The organism is Neobacillus sp. (genome assembly GCF_031988165.1).
GTDB lineage: Bacteria > Bacillota > Bacilli > Bacillales > Cytobacillaceae > Neobacillus > Neobacillus rhizosphaerae.
Genome location: NZ_DALZYO010000034.1, coordinates 45,860 through 64,172 on the forward strand (window position 1 = coordinate 45,860; position 18,313 = coordinate 64,172).

Here is an 18,313-nt window from a genome sequence, read left to right on the forward strand (position 1 = left end):
AGAACTTGATAAAAGTCTTGTCTCTGATGGAGACATACTGACCTATGAAATATTACCACTTTTTAAAAATGTTTTCAAGTTTTTTTACATTAATTTCTCAATCTGAGTAAAATCCAGTTCAACCGGGGTATCCCGTCCGAACATATTAACAAGAACTTTAAGCTTCGATCTATCTTTATCCATCTCTTCAATGTTTCCAGTAAAGTTGGCAAACGGACCTTCTTTGACACGAACGGTTTCACCAATTTCATAATTAACATCAACGCGTTTTTCTTCTACTCCCATCCGCTTCAAAATGACAACTACTTCTTCAGGAAGGAGTGGGGTTGGTTTAGAACCAGATCCAGCTGATCCAACAAACCCAGTGACACCAGGGGTATTTCGGACTACATACCAAGAGTCATCCGTCATTACTAATTCCACCAAGACGTACCCCGGGAAAACCTTACGTTTTACTACTTTTTTCTTACCATTTTTGAAATCTGTTTCTTCTTCCTCAGGAACAACAACGCGGAATATTTTATCCGACATTCCCATTGATTCGACCCGCTTTTCCAAATTGGTCTTTACCTTATTTTCATAACCTGAGTAAGTATGGACAACATACCAATTCTTTTCCATTTTAAGAGGACTAGATCGTCCGTCCCTCCCTGTTTTTTAATGGGAAATTTTATATTTCGACAAATTAAAAAACCCGTTTATACGGGCTTTTAGATAAAATTTCCTTTATTAACCACCATTATACCATGAATGAATACTTATTATTCAAGAATTAAGCGAATCAATTTTGAAATTCCTAAATCTAGAACAGCAAAGAACGCTGCGAAAAAAACAACGGTCGATAACACCGTAACCGTAGAACGGATAAGTTCACCGCGTTTTGGCCAGCTTACTTTTCTCATTTCACGAGCAATATCACTGAAGAACTTCATTAAGCGTTGCATTTTTAGTAACCCCCAACTATCATAAGTAGCACTGCAAGAATCTATCTAAAAATTATTTTGTTTCGCGATGAATTGTATGGGTTGCGCAAGTTTTGCAGAATTTTTTCAATTCCAACCTATCTGTTTGTGTCTCTTTGCTGACAGTCGAATAATTCCGTGAGCCGCAGTCAACACAAGCAAGAATTACTTTTTTGCTCATATTCGACACCTTCAACTATTTTTCTTGGTGATAGGAAAGTAACATTCCTATCAAGTTTAGAGCAACTACGCCTCATGAACGACCCTAAAACGAGCGCTAATTGACGAATTTTCTTTATATATCCATAAAAATGTAACATGACGCCTAATTAATGTCAATAACCATTGAGAACAGATTTATCATATTGACATTGAATCATTTTGGAAAATCACAGTGAAAATTCACGAATTTCTAAGTAGCGCTCAAGCTTCCTTTTCACACGCTGTAAGGCATTATCAATCGATTTAACATGGCGATTCAGTTCCTCAGAAATCTCTTGATAGGATTGTCCATCTAAGTAAAGAGCTAAAACTTTTCTTTCTAAGTCGCTTAATAATTCAGACATTTTAACCTCTATAAGGTCAAATTCTTCTTGGTTAATAATGAGCTCTTCAGGGTCAAGTACCTTGGCACCTGACAGAACATCCATCAATGTCCGATCTGATTCTTCATCATAAATCGGCTTGTCCAAAGAGACATAAGAATTTAACGGGATATGCTTCTGCCGTGTCGCTGTTTTAATCGCGGTAATGATTTGCCGCGTAATACATAACTCAGCAAATGCCTTAAAGGACGTGAGCTTGTCCTCGCGAAAGTCGCGAATCGCCTTATAAAGGCCAATCATTCCTTCTTGGACAATATCTTCCTTATCGGCTCCAATTAAAAAATAGGATCTTGCTTTTGCACGAACAAAATTACGATACTTATGGATTAAATAATCCAATGCTTCACTATCACCTTGGTGCACCAAATCGACGATTTCTTCGTCTTCCATCCCAAAGAAATGGTCATTGGTTTTTGTCCCGAAATCCGTACTCAACGTAGATCCCCTCCACCGAACAAGCATAGATAGTAATAGTATACATTAGAAATATTTTGAAGTCGAGCAGTCATTTTTGTCCCCGGCGCCATTTTTCGAAAATTTCTGCAATTTCATCGCTAATTGGTATTTTAGAGACCGGTTTTTTTTCTTGGATTTTCTTCACTTTTTTTTCAATGCCCTTTTCAATGGAGGACATTTCAACAAGCAGCTCACGGGCGGACTTCCTGAGAGCTCCTTGTCCAAAAATAGCCCATTGTTCTGTGTAATCAGAAGTAGCGACATGGATTTGTGTTCTTCGATTGTTTAGACTAATCGCCATTTTTTCAATTCGCTCATCCGCTGTTTCATTTTCCTTTGTAAAAATAACCTCTACTTTATGGTTTTTATATTTTTTTTCTGTACCTTGCACATAATAGGCATCAAATACAACAATCACACGGTAGCCAGAAAATGCCTGGTACTCAGCCATTCGTTCGACTAAGCGATCTCTTGCTGCAGGCAGGTCTCGGTCCTTTAACACCCTTAGCTCTGGCCAGGCCCCGATAATGTTATATCCATCGACCAGCAGGATATCCATGGTTTACCCCTTTAGCGGATGCCGTTTTCGATAGACCTCATACATAAGCAAAGCCGCTGCAACAGAGGCATTCAAGGATGTCACCTTCCCCGCCATTGGCAGGTGAATGAGAAAATCACATTTATCTCTAATCAGTCGTCCCATTCCTTTTCCTTCACTGCCAATCACAAGTCCAAGAGGAAGATTTCCATCAAACTGGCGATAATCTTCTTTTCCTTTAGCATCTGTTCCAGCAATCCAAACGCCCCGCTCTTTTAATTCATCAATCGTCCGTGCCATGTTGGTCACACGGACTACCGGTATATATTCAATCGCTCCCGTTGAGGCCTTGGCGACTGTCGCAGTCAAGCCCACAGCCCTGCGCTTTGGAATAATAATACCGTGTGCCCCGACTGCATCTGCCGTTCTCATGATCGACCCGAGATTATGAGGATCTTCAATTTCATCCAGCAGTAAAAAGAAAGGAGGTTCGTTTTTCTTTTCTGCCGCACGAAACAAATCATCGATTTCCGCATATTGATAGGCAGCAACGTAGGCAAGGACTCCTTGATGATTTTGATCGGTAATTTGATCAATTTTTTTCTTTGGAACAAATTGGACAATCACATGCGCTTCTTTTGCTAATTGAGTAATTTGCTGCATTTGACCACGCTGTGAACCTTCTGCAATTAATATTTTATTTATGTCCCGCTCCGATTTTAGTGCTTCAATAACTGGATTTTTTCCAATAATGTAATCTTGGTTCATCCTACTGTTCCTCCTTTCTTTTCGTTCACATAGATAAATGCCTTTTCAATTAACTCCTCTAACCGCTCCTTATACCCGAGTAAAAATAAGTATCCCATCAATGCTTCAAACGCTGTGCTATAGCGATACGTTTGCACATCCGTATTTTTTGGAACTGTTCCAGACTTCGCGTTCCTGCCACGCATAACAACGGCTAGTTCTTCCTCATTAAGAAGTTTATCGTCCATCATTTGAAAAAGAATTTGGCACTGGGCTTTGGCTGAAACATACTTTGTTCCTGCACGATGCAATTGATGCGGCCGAACTTGCCCGCTAAACAAAAGGTGCCGTCTTACATACGTTTCAAATACAGCATCCCCCATGTAAGCAAGTGCAAGGCTATTCAATTGTTTAACATCGATTGTATTTTCGTAATCAATCATAAGTTAGCCTCTTTTCCACCTAGTGCCCTGCGCTGTGTCTTCTAAAATAATATTCATTTCCTTAAGCTGATCGCGAATTTCGTCAGATAATTGGAAGTTACGGTCTTTCCGAGCCTGATTTCGCTTAGCAATAAGCGCATCAATTTCTTCGTCGAGCATTTCTTCATTTTCAATCTTTAACCCTAATACCTGGAATAATTCTTCAAATTGTTTAGTGAATGCATCAATGACTGCAACAGACGTATTTTTCTCAAGCATGTAGTAGTTAGCCAATTTAGCGAGTTCAAATAAAACGGAAATCGCTAAGGCCGTGTTAAAATCATCGTCCATCGCGGCAATGAATTCGCCATGTAATCCCGCAATTTTATCAAGCCATTCTTGATTATCATCCGTTAAATTCGTGCTTGCTAATGCCCGATGCTTTAAGTTTTGATAGGAGGTTGTCAGCCTTTCAAAAGCAGCCTTTGTACTCTCCAATAATTCTTCACTGTAATTAATCGGATTGCGGTAATGCACAGACAGCATAAAGAATCGTAACATCTGCGGATTATGCTTTTTAATAATGTCATGCACCAAGACAAAATTGCCAAGTGATTTCGACATTTTTTCATTATCAATATTGATATAGCCGTTATGCATCCAATACCGTGAAAATAGCTTTCCTGACAGGGCTTCCGATTGGGCAATTTCATTTTCATGGTGTGGGAAGGTTAGATCCTGTCCGCCAGCGTGGATATCAATGGTATCACCAAGATATTTTTTCGCCATTGCCGAGCATTCAATATGCCATCCAGGTCTACCAAGTCCCCAAGGGCTTTCCCAGAAGATTTCCCCTTCCTTGGCTGCTTTCCATAAAGCAAAGTCTAAATCATCTTGTTTCTTATCACCGACTTCAATCCTCGCTCCTACCCGGAGGTCATCAACTGATTGATGGGAAAGCTTGCCGTATTCATCGAAGCTTCTTGTTCGGAAATAAACGTCACCTTCTGATTCATAAGCATAGCCCTTTTCGATTAATTGGCTGATGAAATCAATGATAATATCCATGTTTTCCATTACACGCGGATGAACATCGGCTTTTTTGCAGCCTAATGCCGAAACATCCTCAAAGTAGGCGTTGATAAAACGGTCAGCAATCGTGGGAACATCTTCCCCTAGCTGATTAGCAGCTCGAATCAATTTATCATCTACATCGGTAAAATTGGAAACATATTGGACATCATAACCTCGATATTCCAAATAGCGCCGTACAGTATCAAAGACAATTGGTGGACGTGCATTTCCTATATGAATAAAATTATAAACCGTCGGACCGCAAACATACATTTTGACCTTTCCGGCTTCGAGTGGTACGAACGTTTCCTTTTTGCGTGAAAGTGTATTATAAATTTGAATGGCCATCGTCTTTTATCCTTTCTCTTGTTAATTGTTCCAGTTGTTGCTTTAACTGAATTAACTCGTCTTGCATTTCTCTTAAGCGGTCAGCAACAGGATCTGGCAGGTCACAATGATTTAAGTTATTATTAATTCGTTTTCCATCTTGAATGACAACCTTTCCTGGAATCCCAACTACCGTTGAGTTAGGAGGAACCTCCTTTAAAACAACAGAGCCGCCGCCAATTTTGGAATTCTCCCCAATCGTAATCGACCCAAGCACTTTTGCTCCTGTGGCAATGAGAACATTATCCATTATCGTAGGATGCCTTTTTCCTTTTTCCTTACCCGTTCCACCAAGAGTAACCCCTTGATATATAGTTACATTATCCCCAATTTCACAAGTTTCCCCAATCACCACACCCATGCCGTGGTCAATAAAAAATTTTCGGCCTATTTTTGCCCCTGGATGGATTTCAATTCCGGTAAAGAAGCGGCTAACTTGCGAAATGACCCTGGCAAGGAAAAATAATTTACGGGTAAATAACACATGGGCGAGTCGATGTGACCAAATGGCGTGTAGGCCTGAGTAAGTTAAAATGACTTCCAAATAGCTTCGTGCTGCAGGATCTTGTTCAAAAACAACCTCGACGTCCTCCTTTAACTTTTTGAACATCGCCCTTCCCCTCCTCTGTTTAACATAAAAAAGCGCCTCTGTCGTATTCGACAGAGACGCATGACACGTGGTTCCACTCTGATTAGGCTTTTATCAGCTCACTCATACTTAGATCCTTGATGGAAAGGTACTCGAGCTAAATTGCCTCACTCTTCTTGTTAACGGATGGCTCCGCCCATATCTACTCGAGAAATATCTGTTTCGAAATGGGGCTCAGAGGTGCATTTCAAAAAATGAGAGGCCTAAACCACTTTCAGCCGATGGTGGTTCTCTCTTTTAAAGCATCATTTTTTTACTTTTCCTCTTCTACGCTTTTTTATATATTAGAATTTATTATATTTGACTTCGATCCAACTCCACAAGGAAAGTCTCAGCACCATTAACATCGTACAAAGGAAGCGTGCATTTCTTGTTTCTTTTACTATATTACATTTTCCCTTTAATGTTAACCAATAATTTTATGAATTCTCATTTGAACCTTATGTTTACCTAAAAGCTCTATCGCTTGCGGAAGGTCTGGTCCGTGTGTCTGTCCTGTCACCGCTGCTCGGATTGGCATAAACAGATTTTTCCCCTTATGGCCGGTGGACTTTTGCACAGCCTTCATCGCCGCCTTAATTCCATCAGCTTGGAAGCTTTCAAGTTGATCAAGCTCGTGGGAAAATGCTTTTAACACTTCTGGAACTTGTTCTCCTGCTAAAATTTCCTTCGCATCCGCTTCGTATTCTGCTTCGTCCTTAAAGAATATATCCGATAATCCGATAATTTCAGCACCAAAACTCATTTTTTCCTGGAGGAGAGCCACTAGGCTTCGTGCCCACAGATGCTGTTCATCTGTCATCGATTCACTTAAACGGCCTGCTTTGATTAAGTGTGGCAAGGATAGGTCAACAACGCGGTCAAGCTCCACCTTTTTCATGTATTGGTTGTTCATCCAGGTTAGCTTTTGCTTATCAAATAATGCCGGTGATTTGGATAGGCGACTCGCATCAAATATCTCAATGAACTCTTCTTTGGAGTAAATCTCCTCCTCACCAGCCGGCGACCAGCCAAGCAAGGTAATAAAGTTAAATAAAGCTTCCGGAAGATAGCCCAAATCCTCATATTGCTCAATGAACTGGATAATCGATTCATCACGCTTACTTAATTTCTTACGGCTCTCATTGACAATCAACGTCATATGGCCGAAAATTGGCGGTTCCCAACCTAATGCTTCATAGACCATCAACTGCTTTGGTGTATTAGAGATATGATCATCCCCGCGAAGCACATGGGAAATCTTCATTAAGTAATCATCAATCGTTACGGCAAAATTATAGGTTGGGGTTCCATCCTTTTTGATGATGACCCAGTCGCCCATCCCTTCCGATTCAAAAGAAACAGTACCTTTTACCATATCATCAAACGTATAGGTTTTTCCTTCCGGAACGGCAATTCGAATACTTGGTTTGCGACCTTCGCTCTCAAATTGATGGCGTTCTTCTTCAGTTAAATGGCGGCATTTACCAGAATAATGAGGAGTTTCACCTCGTTCTGATTGGGCCTCACGCTCTGCTTCAATTTCTGCCTCTGTGCAATAGCATTTATAAGCATGACCCTTTGCTAGTAATTGATTGTAGTAGATTTCATATAGATCATTTCTTTCCGATTGACGGTAAGGTCCGTATTCCCCGCCGACATCGACACCCTCGTCCCAATCCATGCCAAGCCATTTTAAGTATTTTAACTGGCTTTCCTCTCCGCCAGCAATATTTCGCTTTTTATCTGTATCTTCAATTCGAATAATAAATTTCCCGCCTTGATTACGTGCAAATAAGTAATTGAAAAGCGCTGTACGGGCGTTTCCAATATGTAAATGTCCAGTTGGACTTGGAGCATACCTTACACGAACTTCGTTTGACATAACAATAATGCCTCCATCTTTACCATATGTTTTTTATCTGCTTATTGTACCATTGTGCTTTTCACTGATAAAGCTTAAATGTTTTTCTTTTTTAATAATACAACCACCTGAGAAGCAATCCCCTCTCCCCTGCCGGTAAAGCCCAGTTTCTCTGTCGTTGTCGCCTTTACATTAATTTGTTCCGGTGATGCATCTAACAACTCGGCAATCCGAACGCGCATTTGCTCGATATAAGGAGCCATTTTCGGCTTTTGAGCGATAATGGTGCAATCGGCATTAACAAGCTCGTATCCCTTATCTTTCACCAGCTGCCAAACATGCTCCATCAGCTTTGCGGAATCAGCATCCTTGAATTTTGCATCCGTATCAGGGAAATGTTTACCGATATCACCTTCCCCAATCGCACCGAGGCAGGCATCGGAAACCGTATGTAATAAAACATCTGCATCCGAATGACCCAATAGTCCCTTTTCGTATGGAATCGTGATTCCGCCAATGATCAGCGGGCGCCCTTCTGTTAATTGGTGAACATCAAAGCCCTGTCCAATTCGAAACATGATTAAAAACCCCTCTTTTTCAAAATCGCTTCTGCAAAAAATAAATCTTCTGGTGTGGTTAGTTTAATATTATCGTAATTGCCTTCTACAATGGCTACAGGATGCTTAAGACGCTCCACTAAACTGGAATCATCTGTGCCAAGAAAGTGATCTTTGTCTGCCTTTTCATAGGCCTCCTGTAAAAGAGAAATACGAAAAGCTTGTGGGGTTTGAACAGCCCACAAGCTTGAACGCTCGACAGTTTCCACTACCACACCATCTTGTACTTTTTTCATCGTGTCTTTTGCCGGAACCGCAATAATGGCAGCACCCGTTTTCTCGGCAGTTTCAGTTAATCGGTAAATCTGTTCTTTTTGGATAAAAGGTCTTGCCGCATCATGAACAAGGATAATTCCATCAGAGTTCACTGTTTTCAAGGCATTATAAATGCTATGTTGACGTTCTTCCCCGCCTGGCACTAAGTTGATAACTTTTGTTACGCTATACTTAGCAAGTAAAGCGATAAAGTCCGCTTCATCCTGTGGGTGAATCGCCAAAATAATCCCCTTGCAAGCCTCATCCTCTTCAAACACCATTAATGTATGAATCAGTACAGGTATTCCCTTAAGCTCCAATAAAAGCTTGTTTTTCCCTGCTCCCATTCTTTTTCCCAGGCCAGCAGCCGGGAGAATGACTTGGTAAGTCATAAAAAAACCCCTATCTATCTGTCTTCAGCACCTAACCTGGCCGCCTCCACCTTTCTCTTGTCTGGCTCCTGCGCCCAGCCGCTAAACGGTAGCTTGTGCTTTTCTCTCTATAAAGCTTTTTCTAGTAATTTCGGTTTGGCAAAAATCATTCTGCCAGCAGATGTCTGGAGGACACTCGTAACAAGAACCTCGATTCTTTTTCCGATATATTCTCTGCCTTCTTCGACAACAATCATTGTACCGTCATCTAAATAGGCCACGCCTTGATGATACTCTTTTCCATCCTTAATCACTTGGACCGTTAGTTCTTCACCCGGAAGAACGACTGGTTTCACGGCGTTCGCTAAATCATTTATGTTTAAAACGGAGACATTCTGCAGTTCACATACCTTGTTTAAGTTAAAATCATTGGTGACTAGAATGCCATTTGTTATTTTCGCAAGCTTCACCAGCTTCGAATCCACTTCACTAATTTCTTCAAAATCACCCTCGTAAATTTCAACCTTGATTGAGAGTTCCTTTTGAATTCGGTTTAAGATGTCCAAGCCTCTGCGGCCGCGATTTCGTTTCAACACATCAGAAGAATCAGCGATATGTTGTAATTCCTCAAGCACGAACTGGGGAATAATAATCGTTCCTTCCAAGAACCCTGTCTGACAAATATCGGCAACACGGCCATCAATAATGACGCTCGTATCTAATATCTTCCAATCCGAACCAATAGCCTTTTCGTTCTCCTCGTCGGCTGTCTTTTTCTTATTGCTTCGATTGCCAAAAAGCCCTAGCAATTCATCCCTTTTTTTGAAGCCTACCTGAAAGCCAAGGTAGCCAAACAATAGCGTCAGCAAAATGGGCGCGACCGCATTTAAAAATTGTACCTGTACAGCATTCAGCGCAAAACCAATCAAAAAAGCAACAATCAAACCAAAAATCAATCCTACACTGCCAAAAAGCACATCTGTGACCGGAATTTTAACTAAAGAATCTTCGACCCATTTAATAAAATTAAAGACATAATCTACTGCCCAAAAGGTAATAAGATAAAAGATAATAGCACCTAAAATAGCAGTGACATATGCGTTACTAATTAGTGGAATGTCATTAATATGAAGTAATTTGAACAATCCCGGTAATAACAATATCCCAAGCGTACCTCCAATTATGAGGAAGCATGCTTGCACAATTCGTTTTAACATTCCTTCACCTCCTCTAATTCATTATAAACATATTCCTAAAATTGAAACCTTAATTTGCTGATTATTTTTCTAAAATGTAACCATCTTGAAATCTATTTGATTTCTTCCAGCTTACTCCCATAGGGTAGCATTGGACAAATTTTGTGTCAAACAAATTGAAATTTTTTATTTTAGCACATGAGCATTGTTTTTTCAACGCTTTTATAGCTGCCGGTCAGTGTTTAAGCGCTCCTTAATCAATCGAAAGCCTTCTAGTATTTTATTCGCGCGAACCTCCCCAATTCCCTCAACATCATCCAGTTCGTCCACCGTAGCAGAGGTGATTTTTGCAAGTTCCCCAAATGAACTGATAAGATTTTCAATAATAATCGAAGGAAGTCTGGGAATCTTATGAAGGATTCGATAGCCGCGCGGATTTTTATTTTCATCGAGATGAACATAGCCAAGATATCCCATTAACTTTAAAAGGACCATATCCTCAAGCGAGCCGTTGTTGGCTAAAACCTGCATCCGACCAAGGACATCCCCCGCCTTTATATCCCGTTCGAAGGCATAGTCTTTAATAATCAACATAATCTCTTCTTCTAAAACAGTTAAAATTTCATTCATTTGTAAGCGAATGAGCCGTCCCTCTGTCCCCAACTCATGCAGAAAGGTTAGCAGTTCGTTTTTTATCTTTAATACCATTTCAAAACGATGGAGGACAAGTAAAAAATCATTATAGGTAACCGACTCCTCGAACTCTAAAATACTCAAATTGGTAATACTATGCTCCAACACTGACTTATACTTTTCAAGCGTCTGAATCGCTTGATTAGCCTTTGTCAAAATGACGGCAATATCTTTTAGCACATAGCGGAAATTCCCCTGATACAAGGTAATCACATTTCTTCTTTGTGAAATTGCAATCACAAGGGCCTTGGTCTGTTTGGCCACTCTTTCGGCAGTGCGATGCCTCATACCTGTTTCGGAAGATGGTATTTCAGCGTTAGGGGCTAGCTGAGCATTGGCAAAAAGGATTTTGTTTCCTAATTCATTTAAGATAATCGCTCCATCCATTTTTGCCAATTCATATAAAAAGCTCGGTGAAAAAGGACAATTGATTTCAAAACCGCCATCGACAATTCCTTTTAGCTTTTCCTTATAACCAACAACAATAAGCCCCCCAGTATTTGCCCTCAGTACATTATCAATTCCCTCGCGAAGGGGTGTACCGGGTGCAATAAACTGCAAAACATCACTGACAGATTGTTCACCAAGCTTTTTATTTTCCATCTGTTAACCCTCCAACGCTGCTTTTAGTGCCTCACTAACCGACGATACCCCAATCAGTTGGACCCCCTTTGGCCCCTTCCAGCCGCTTAAATTATTGGCAGGCAAAATAACACGTTCAAAGCCTAACTTTGCAGCCTCCTGAACACGCTGCTCAATTCTTGACACCCGTCTTACTTCGCCAGTTAATCCTACTTCGCCAATAATGCAATCTGTCGGCCTAGTTGGTTTATCCCTAAAACTCGAGGCAATACTAACGGCAACCGCCAAATCAATCGCAGGTTCATCCAATTTTACGCCCCCTGCTACTTTCAAGTAGGCATCCTGATTTTGCAGCAGCATCCCAACGCGCTTTTCTAAGACGGCCATTAAGAGCGGCACACGGTTATGGTCGATTCCCGTTGCCATTCTTCTTGGATTTCCAAAGCTTGTCGGTGAAATTAACGCCTGAATTTCAACGAGGACAGGACGGGTCCCTTCCATTGATGCTACGACAGTCGAGCCTGCCGCTCCCCGGGAACGTTCTTCAAGAAAGATTTCTGATGGATTTTCTACTTCTTCAAGACCAAATTCTTTCATCTCAAAAATGCCCATTTCATTCGTTGAGCCAAAGCGGTTCTTCACGGCCCTTAGAATCCGGTAGGTGTGATGCCTTTCTCCTTCAAAATAAAGGACGGTATCTACCATATGCTCTAACAGCCTTGGTCCCGCAATTGAGCCTTCTTTTGTTACGTGCCCGACAATAAAAATGGCAATCCCTTTTGTTTTACCGATTCTCATTAATTCGGAAGTACATTCACGGACCTGTGAGACGCTGCCCGGTGCTGACGTTACTTCCGGGTGGAAGACGGTCTGAATCGAATCAATGATAACGAAGCTAGGGTTTGTATTCTCAATCGTTCGGTTTATTTCTTCTAGGTTTGTTTCCGAATAAACTAACAGATTTTCCGATGATATCCCTAATCGTTCGGCACGGAGTTTCGTTTGTCTCAATGACTCTTCACCAGATATATATAAAACCTGATTGCCTTTATTGGCAAGCTGTGAAGATACTTGCAAAAGCAGAGTAGATTTTCCGATACCTGGATCTCCGCCAATTAATACTAACGAGCCCTTTACCACTCCCCCGCCTAGGACGCGGTTCAGTTCATTTAGATCGGTTAAAATACGCGGTTCATTTTCCATTTCAATCGTATTGATTGGCATTGGTTTTGATAAAAGGCCTGTGCCACCCTGAGAATGCGCGAACGCTCCCCTTCTTGAAGCGCCTGTGACCTCTACTTCCTCAACCATCTTATTCCACTGCCCGCAACCCGGACATTTCCCCATCCACTTTGGAGATTCATACCCGCACTCCTGACAGATAAACTTTGTTTTTCGTTTCGCCATCCTGCTTCTTTCCTCTCTTAAAAGCGCAAGCGCCCAGTTAGCGGCGTATGGACTGGAGTGCTTCGACTGAGATAAAGGAAACACGGTGAGCGGAAACGAACCAATGTTGACTTATCGTAGGGAGAAGCGCGAAGTACACTAGCCGCTGGGCGCTGGAGCTGGACAATTCTTAATGTCCAATGTTAAAAATTCTTATATTTTTTAAAAAAAGAGGTACACGAATCGACTTTATTCACGTGTACCTCTGTTTCCTGTTATTTAACGCTTAAAAATTATCTGTTGAAAAACTGATACTATTCTATTTCACTAAACTTGTTTGTTCGGCCATTCTCACGATAAATTCACCATTATCCACATCAATTATTGCAAGCTGGCCGGTCAATAATGTCCCTTTTAGCAGTTCTTCCGAGAGCCGGTCTTCAATATGCTTTTGAATGGCACGACGGAGAGGTCTTGCCCCATACTCTGGGTCATAACCCTCTTGTGATATTTTCTCCTTCGCAGCATCCGTTAACTCTATAGAAATATCCTGTTCCTTTAAGCGTTTGATTAGCTGGTCTGACAACAACGTAACAATTTCATTAAGATGCTTTCTTTCTAAGGCATGGAAAACAATGATTTCATCGATCCGATTCAAGAATTCAGGACGGAAGGCTTTCTTGAGTTCCTCCATCACCTTACTCTTCATGTCTTTATAATCGTGCTCGCCATCTTGGATATTGAAACCAACGTATTTATTACGTTTAAGCGCTTCAGCTCCTACATTGGAGGTCATTATCAGAACAGTATTTCGGAAATCAACTGTTCTTCCCTTTGAATCTGTTAAGCGCCCATCTTCTAGTACTTGAAGCAGGATATTAAATACATCTGGGTGTGCTTTTTCTATTTCATCGAGCAATATAACCGAGTACGGTTTCCTGCGAACCTTTTCCGTTAATTGTCCGCCTTCCTCATAACCGACATATCCCGGAGGTGAACCAACTAGTCGGGACGTGGAGTGCTTCTCCATATATTCAGACATATCAATCCGAATCATCGCATCTTCATCGCCAAACATCGCCTCAGCAAGAGCACGGGCTAATTCTGTTTTTCCGACCCCGGTTGGTCCAAGGAAAACAAAGGAACCGATTGGACGTTTTGGATCTTTTAATCCAGCACGTGCACGGCGGACGGCTTTAGAAACTGCTTTGACTGCCTCTTCCTGGCCAATAATCCGAGAATGAAGGACTTCCTCTAAATTAAGTAATTTTGCTGTCTCCGTTTCGGCAAGCTTGGAGACGGGCACTCCCGTCCAGCTTGAAACGACACTGGCAATATCCTCAACCGTCACTTCATTATTTTCTTTTCCTTGTTTTTCCTTCCACGTTTTCTTCGTTTCTTCAAGCTGTTCACGTAGACGCTGTTCTGTATCCCTTAACGAAGCTGCTTTTTCAAATTCCTGACTTTGGACAGCTGAATCCTTTTCTTTCCTTACTTCCTCAAGCTTTACCTCTAATTCTTTTAAATTGGGTGGCGTAGTATATGAGCGGAGCCGTACCTTTGAGCCCGCTTCATCGATTAAATCAATCGCTTTATCCGGCAGGAAACGATCTGAAATATACCGATCTGAAAGCTTTACTGCTGCTTTAATGGCTTCATCAGTAATCGAAACACGGTGATGAGCTTCGTAGCGGTCTCGTAAGCCCTCCAAAATCCGGATAGATTCTTCTGCCGTTGGTTCATCGACACGAATCGGCTGGAAGCGTCGTTCTAACGCGGCATCTTTTTCAATATATTTTCGATATTCATCAAGCGTCGTTGCTCCAATACACTGGAGCTCTCCGCGGGCTAGCGATGGTTTTAAGATATTTGAAGCATCTATGGCACCTTCTGCACCACCAGCTCCGATTAATGTGTGCAGCTCATCAATGAATAGAATAATATTACCAGCCTGGCGAATCTCATCCATTACTTTTTTCAACCGGTCCTCAAATTCACCTCGATATTTCGTCCCAGCTACAACTGTTCCCATATCAAGGGTCATGACTCGTTTATCGCGAAGAATTTCCGGCACTTCATTATTCACAATTTGCTGAGCAAGACCTTCTGCAATCGCAGTTTTCCCAACTCCAGGCTCACCAATTAAGACTGGGTTATTTTTTGTCCGCCGACTTAAAACCTCGATAACTCGCTGAATTTCCTTGCTGCGCCCAATTACAGGATCAAGGCTTCCTTCGCGGGCAATTGAAGTTAAATCTCTGGCCAAGCTGTCAAGTGTTGGGGTGTTAGCACTAACAGAGGAACTGCCCTGATGTCCTCCAGATTCGTTACTTCCTAATAATTGCAGCACCTGCTGCCGTGCTTTATTTAAGCTAACACCAAGATTATTAAGGACTCTGGCAGCAACCCCTTCTCCCTCACGAATCAAGCCAAGAAGAATATGCTCTGTGCCCACATAGGAATGTCCTAATTTTCTCGCCTCATCCATTGACAATTCAATGACCTTTTTCGCTCTTGGAGTATAGTGAATCGTTTGAGAAGTTTCTTGTCCCTTGCCAATTAAATTTTCCACTTCATTTTGGATTTTATCGGAACCTAAGCCAAGACCATAAAGCGCTTTTGCAGCAATTCCTTCCCCTTCGCGAACTAATCCTAATAAAATATGCTCTGTTCCTATGTTATTATGTCCAAGACGAATCGCCTCTTCTTGTGCTAAAGCCAGCACCTTTTGTGCTCTCTCAGTAAAACGGCCAAACATCATATTCTCTTCCTCCTCACCATTATTTTTCTTGCTCCATTATGAGTCGTTCTCTAATTAATGCTGCACGTCTGATATCCCTTTCATGCGGCCGTAATGGACCACCTGCATATTGCTGTAAAAACCCTGGCTGGGTTAAGATCATTAATTCATTTAAAATCGTTTTTGGTAAATTTTCGATAAAACCTATATCTATTCCAAGCCGAACATCTGATAAACACTTGGCTGCCTCTTTCGACTCAATGATTCGACTATTAGACAGAACGCCTAATGAACGGAATATCCTGTCTTCTAATTGTATGTTTGAAGTTTTTCGTAATGCTTCACGGGCCGACCTTTCTTGTGAAATGAGCTGACTGACAACCCCTTTAAGGTCTCTGCCGATATCTTCTTCCGATTTTCCAAGCGTGATTTGATTAGAGATTTGAAAAATATTCCCTAATGCTTCACTTCCTTCACCATAAATTCCTCTTACAACAAGCCCTAATTGGTTGATAGCAGGAATAATTCGATTAATTTGCTGCGTTAAGATTAACCCTGGCAAATGCATCATGACAGAGGCACGGAGACCTGTTCCCACGTTTGTAGGACAGCTGGTTAAATAACCGTGCTTTTCATCAAACGCATATTGAATATTACTTTCAAGCCAATCATCAATTTCATTAGCAGCATCTAAGGCTTCGGATAATTGCAATCCTGGGAACAGGCATTGAATTCGAATATGATCCTCTTCATTAATCATAATACTAACTTCTTCATTTTCGGTTAATAAAACAGCACCATACGGTGATTCTTCAGCTAGTTGAGGGCTGATCAAATGCTTCTCTACTAACACCCTTTTTTGAAGTGGCTGTAATTCATCAATTTTCAACAATTCCATTTGCCCAAATTTTTGAAAACGTGATCTTCCTAAAATTTCTTCCATATTTACAATAATCATTTTTGCTTCTTCATGTGAAAAAATAGTTGGAAATTTATAATCTTCGAAGTTCCTGGCTAAACGAATTCGGGAACTAAGGACAATATCCGAGTCAGGTCCTTCTTCGCTCATCCAAGAGCTGACAGCTTGATTGAGAAATCGTTCAAGCGACACGTTATTCCCCTCCCTTTTCACTTCCAGCTAATTTTTTCTCTAACGTCCGTATTTCATCTCTTAACTCCGCGGCTTTCTCAAACTCTTCATGGGAGATGGATTCTCTAAGGTCATTTTTCAATTCTTCAATCTGTTTACGGAGGTGAATGCCCCCGCCGATTCTTTTCGGAATTTTCCCGTTATGTGTCCAGTTTCCACTGTGAAGACGTCTTAATACCGGTTTTAGCTGATCCTTAAATGTATCATAGCAATGGGTACAACCGAAGCGCCCTACCTTTAAAAACTGTGGAAATGTCATCGAGCAGCAGTCACACTGAAGGATTTCCTCCTGATGAAACGGGCTTTCGCTTGGCTTTTGAAAAGCAGGGTCAATATTTAACAACCCTGCCAACAGGTTATTAAACGCAAAACCCGATTCTCCAGTAAAAATAAACATCTCGCCCTTTTCTTGTGCACACTTCTCACAAAGATGCACCTCTGTCTTTTCACCATTAATGATTTTGGTAAAATGAAGTGCTGCAGGCCTTTGATTACATTCTTGGCAAATCATACTCTCACCTCTCCAGCAGCAAATATTATTTATATTTTAAGGAAGTTAACATAGCTTTTAACATTCTTGCTCTTAATTCATCCCGGTATGGAAGATCAATATATAAAACAGAACGATCAATTACACTTAACATAATTTTCGCTTCCCGTTTGGTAATGATTTCCTCTTGAACAAGACGGATAATGACGTCTTCGGCGCTTGTTTGACTAATACGACTCTGAACGAGTGAAAGCAATTGGTCAATTAAATGCGCCAAATCATGTGATTGAACCTTAATTATCCGAATATAACCGCCGCCGCCCCGTTTGCTTTCAACAATATATCCTCTTTCAATGGTAAAGCGGGTATTGATTACATAATTGATTTGTGAAGGAACACATTGAAATTTATCAGCGATTTCACTTCTTTTAATTTCAACAAGATCCTCTTCACTCATTTCCAATACTTGTTTTAGATATTTCTCGATTATATCGGAGATGTTTCTCATCCTCCCACCCCCTATCTTCTGACTTTGACTATATTTGACATAAATTATACTGAAATTCTTATGTAGATGCAACGATTCACTACTAATGATTTTCTCCAAATCGCACGGTTGCAAAACCTGCGATTATTTAAAAGTTTTTATTGAAGCATTTTTGGTGATTAGTGGTGAAATTCGATAAATTCAACAGAGGTAATTGTCAGGTAGGTTCGAGTAATTTTACCTACTGATTTTAGGAGCAGCTTGTTTTTTGTGTAGGCTGTCTTCGAAAATACTGTTGCTTTCTTACTAAATTTGCCTAATTCCTTTGATTAGAATGGTAATTTTTATTCGCTTTATGATTTTAATTGAGAATTCCACCAATTTTTCTCTAAAAGGTCTTGCTATTTTCAGCTTATCCGTGGCTTTTTTTTGATATATCAGCGAATCGAAGGGTAATGGTCAGATCGTCCTTAAGTTTCAATAAAAGCAACAAGCTATGAAAAAAGAGCCTTTGTGTACGACCCTTCTCAGATCCTCTTTTTTGGTTACTTTTTAAGAGTACGTTCCCTTTTACTCTCTATCTCTTCTAGGTTACCCTTCTGAACAGCAAAAAGGACAATCCTCTCGGATTGTCCTTTACACATGCCTGGCAACGTCCTACTC

The 18,313-nt window shown here is 40.9% G+C and carries 19 protein-coding genes and 1 other annotated feature; all 19 genes read right to left on the reverse strand.

Annotated elements, in window-relative coordinates; genetic code table 11:
- Window positions 1-84: 84 nt before the first annotated feature.
- Window positions 85-621 carry a transcription termination/antitermination protein NusG gene (gene nusG / locus RTR43_RS18855; RefSeq protein WP_248736903.1) on the reverse strand — a complete coding sequence of 179 codons (537 nt, stop codon included), beginning with the start codon at window positions 619-621 and terminating at the stop codon, window positions 85-87.
- Between the two features lie 140 nt (window positions 622-761).
- Window positions 762-944: a preprotein translocase subunit SecE gene (gene secE, locus RTR43_RS18860; RefSeq protein ID WP_248736904.1), complete on the reverse strand. Its 183-nt coding sequence runs from the start codon at window positions 942-944 to the stop codon at window positions 762-764.
- 52 nt (window positions 945-996) lie between these two features.
- The gene (gene rpmG, locus RTR43_RS18865; RefSeq protein WP_312473872.1) at window positions 997-1,143 is read right to left on the reverse strand and encodes a 50S ribosomal protein L33; all 147 of its coding nucleotides are present in this window, start codon (window positions 1,141-1,143) and stop codon (window positions 997-999) included.
- A 208-nt stretch (window positions 1,144-1,351) separates the two neighbouring features.
- Window positions 1,352-2,002 (reverse strand): RNA polymerase sporulation sigma factor SigH, encoded by a 651-nt coding sequence (gene sigH / locus RTR43_RS18870; RefSeq protein WP_248736906.1) that lies wholly within the window; start codon window positions 2,000-2,002, stop codon window positions 1,352-1,354.
- A 70-nt stretch (window positions 2,003-2,072) separates the two neighbouring features.
- Entirely contained in the window at window positions 2,073-2,582 is a 510-nt protein-coding gene (locus RTR43_RS18875) for an NYN domain-containing protein (RefSeq protein ID WP_248736907.1), read from the reverse strand.
- Between the two features lie 3 nt (window positions 2,583-2,585).
- Complete coding sequence (rlmB, locus tag RTR43_RS18880; protein WP_312473876.1) at window positions 2,586-3,329, reverse strand: 23S rRNA (guanosine(2251)-2'-O)-methyltransferase RlmB; 744 nt, start codon at window positions 3,327-3,329, stop codon at window positions 2,586-2,588.
- On the reverse strand, window positions 3,326-3,751 hold the full coding sequence (locus RTR43_RS18885) for a Mini-ribonuclease 3 (protein ID WP_312473878.1): 426 nt from the start codon (window positions 3,749-3,751) through the stop codon (window positions 3,326-3,328). The genes rlmB and RTR43_RS18885 overlap by 4 nt, the downstream gene beginning before the upstream one ends.
- 3 nt (window positions 3,752-3,754) lie before the next feature.
- The gene (cysS, locus tag RTR43_RS18890; protein WP_312473880.1) at window positions 3,755-5,152 is read right to left on the reverse strand and encodes a cysteine--tRNA ligase; all 1,398 of its coding nucleotides are present in this window, start codon (window positions 5,150-5,152) and stop codon (window positions 3,755-3,757) included.
- Window positions 5,133-5,855 carry a serine O-acetyltransferase gene (gene cysE / locus RTR43_RS18895; protein ID WP_312473903.1) on the reverse strand — a complete coding sequence of 241 codons (723 nt, stop codon included), beginning with the start codon at window positions 5,853-5,855 and terminating at the stop codon, window positions 5,133-5,135. The genes cysS and cysE overlap by 20 nt, the downstream gene beginning before the upstream one ends.
- Window positions 5,851-6,119 (reverse strand) — a binding site (T-box leader). (Overlaps the previous gene by 5 nt.)
- 127 nt (window positions 6,120-6,246) lie before the next feature.
- A complete protein-coding gene (gene gltX, locus RTR43_RS18900) occupies window positions 6,247-7,704 on the reverse strand; it encodes a glutamate--tRNA ligase (protein WP_312473882.1) in 1,458 nt (485 codons plus the stop codon).
- A 74-nt stretch (window positions 7,705-7,778) separates the two neighbouring features.
- Window positions 7,779-8,261, reverse strand: coding sequence for a 2-C-methyl-D-erythritol 2,4-cyclodiphosphate synthase (ispF, locus tag RTR43_RS18905; protein WP_312473885.1), 483 nt, complete (start codon window positions 8,259-8,261; stop codon window positions 7,779-7,781).
- Between the two features lie 2 nt (window positions 8,262-8,263).
- Window positions 8,264-8,947, reverse strand: coding sequence for a 2-C-methyl-D-erythritol 4-phosphate cytidylyltransferase (gene ispD / locus RTR43_RS18910; RefSeq protein ID WP_312473887.1), 684 nt, complete (start codon window positions 8,945-8,947; stop codon window positions 8,264-8,266).
- 107 nt (window positions 8,948-9,054) lie between these two features.
- Window positions 9,055-10,143, reverse strand: coding sequence for a PIN/TRAM domain-containing protein (locus tag RTR43_RS18915; RefSeq protein WP_312473890.1), 1,089 nt, complete (start codon window positions 10,141-10,143; stop codon window positions 9,055-9,057).
- Between the two features lie 201 nt (window positions 10,144-10,344).
- Window positions 10,345-11,418, reverse strand: a complete 1,074-nt coding sequence (gene disA, locus RTR43_RS18920; protein WP_312473892.1) for a DNA integrity scanning diadenylate cyclase DisA — start codon at window positions 11,416-11,418, stop codon at window positions 10,345-10,347.
- Between the two features lie 3 nt (window positions 11,419-11,421).
- On the reverse strand, window positions 11,422-12,804 hold the full coding sequence (gene radA, locus RTR43_RS18925; RefSeq protein ID WP_312473894.1) for a DNA repair protein RadA: 1,383 nt from the start codon (window positions 12,802-12,804) through the stop codon (window positions 11,422-11,424).
- 298 nt (window positions 12,805-13,102) lie between these two features.
- The gene (gene clpC / locus RTR43_RS18930; RefSeq protein ID WP_312473895.1) at window positions 13,103-15,544 is read right to left on the reverse strand and encodes an ATP-dependent protease ATP-binding subunit ClpC; all 2,442 of its coding nucleotides are present in this window, start codon (window positions 15,542-15,544) and stop codon (window positions 13,103-13,105) included.
- 19 nt (window positions 15,545-15,563) lie between these two features.
- Window positions 15,564-16,634 carry a protein-arginine kinase McsB gene (mcsB, locus tag RTR43_RS18935; RefSeq protein WP_312473897.1) on the reverse strand — a complete coding sequence of 357 codons (1,071 nt, stop codon included), beginning with the start codon at window positions 16,632-16,634 and terminating at the stop codon, window positions 15,564-15,566.
- A gap of 1 nt (window position 16,635) precedes the next feature.
- Entirely contained in the window at window positions 16,636-17,184 is a 549-nt protein-coding gene (gene mcsA / locus RTR43_RS18940) for a protein-arginine kinase activator protein McsA (protein WP_312473899.1), read from the reverse strand.
- Between the two features lie 25 nt (window positions 17,185-17,209).
- Window positions 17,210-17,671, reverse strand: a complete 462-nt coding sequence (locus tag RTR43_RS18945) for a CtsR family transcriptional regulator (RefSeq protein WP_248736921.1) — start codon at window positions 17,669-17,671, stop codon at window positions 17,210-17,212.
- Window positions 17,672-18,313: the final 642 nt, after the last annotated feature.

Coding starts and splice junctions, on each gene's coding strand:
- nusG (WP_248736903.1), bottom strand. CDS start 621: ATGGAAAAGAATTGGTATGTTGTCCATACTTACTCAGGTTATGAAAAT.
- secE (WP_248736904.1), bottom strand. CDS start 944: ATGCAACGCTTAATGAAGTTCTTCAGTGATATTGCTCGTGAAATGAGA.
- rpmG (WP_312473872.1), bottom strand. CDS start 1,143: ATGAGCAAAAAAGTAATTCTTGCTTGTGTTGACTGCGGCTCACGGAAT.
- RTR43_RS18875 (WP_248736907.1), bottom strand. CDS start 2,582: ATGGATATCCTGCTGGTCGATGGATATAACATTATCGGGGCCTGGCCA.
- rlmB (WP_312473876.1), bottom strand. CDS start 3,329: ATGAACCAAGATTACATTATTGGAAAAAATCCAGTTATTGAAGCACTA.
- RTR43_RS18885 (WP_312473878.1), bottom strand. CDS start 3,751: ATGATTGATTACGAAAATACAATCGATGTTAAACAATTGAATAGCCTT.
- cysS (WP_312473880.1), bottom strand. CDS start 5,152: ATGGCCATTCAAATTTATAATACACTTTCACGCAAAAAGGAAACGTTC.
- gltX (WP_312473882.1), bottom strand. CDS start 7,704: ATGTCAAACGAAGTTCGTGTAAGGTATGCTCCAAGTCCAACTGGACAT.
- ispF (WP_312473885.1), bottom strand. CDS start 8,261: ATGTTTCGAATTGGACAGGGCTTTGATGTTCACCAATTAACAGAAGGG.
- ispD (WP_312473887.1), bottom strand. CDS start 8,947: ATGACTTACCAAGTCATTCTCCCGGCTGCTGGCCTGGGAAAAAGAATG.
- RTR43_RS18915 (WP_312473890.1), bottom strand. CDS start 10,143: ATGTTAAAACGAATTGTGCAAGCATGCTTCCTCATAATTGGAGGTACG.
- disA (WP_312473892.1), bottom strand. CDS start 11,418: ATGGAAAATAAAAAGCTTGGTGAACAATCTGTCAGTGATGTTTTGCAG.
- radA (WP_312473894.1), bottom strand. CDS start 12,804: ATGGCGAAACGAAAAACAAAGTTTATCTGTCAGGAGTGCGGGTATGAA.
- clpC (WP_312473895.1), bottom strand. CDS start 15,544: ATGATGTTTGGCCGTTTTACTGAGAGAGCACAAAAGGTGCTGGCTTTA.
- mcsA (WP_312473899.1), bottom strand. CDS start 17,184: ATGATTTGCCAAGAATGTAATCAAAGGCCTGCAGCACTTCATTTTACC.
- RTR43_RS18945 (WP_248736921.1), bottom strand. CDS start 17,671: ATGAGAAACATCTCCGATATAATCGAGAAATATCTAAAACAAGTATTG.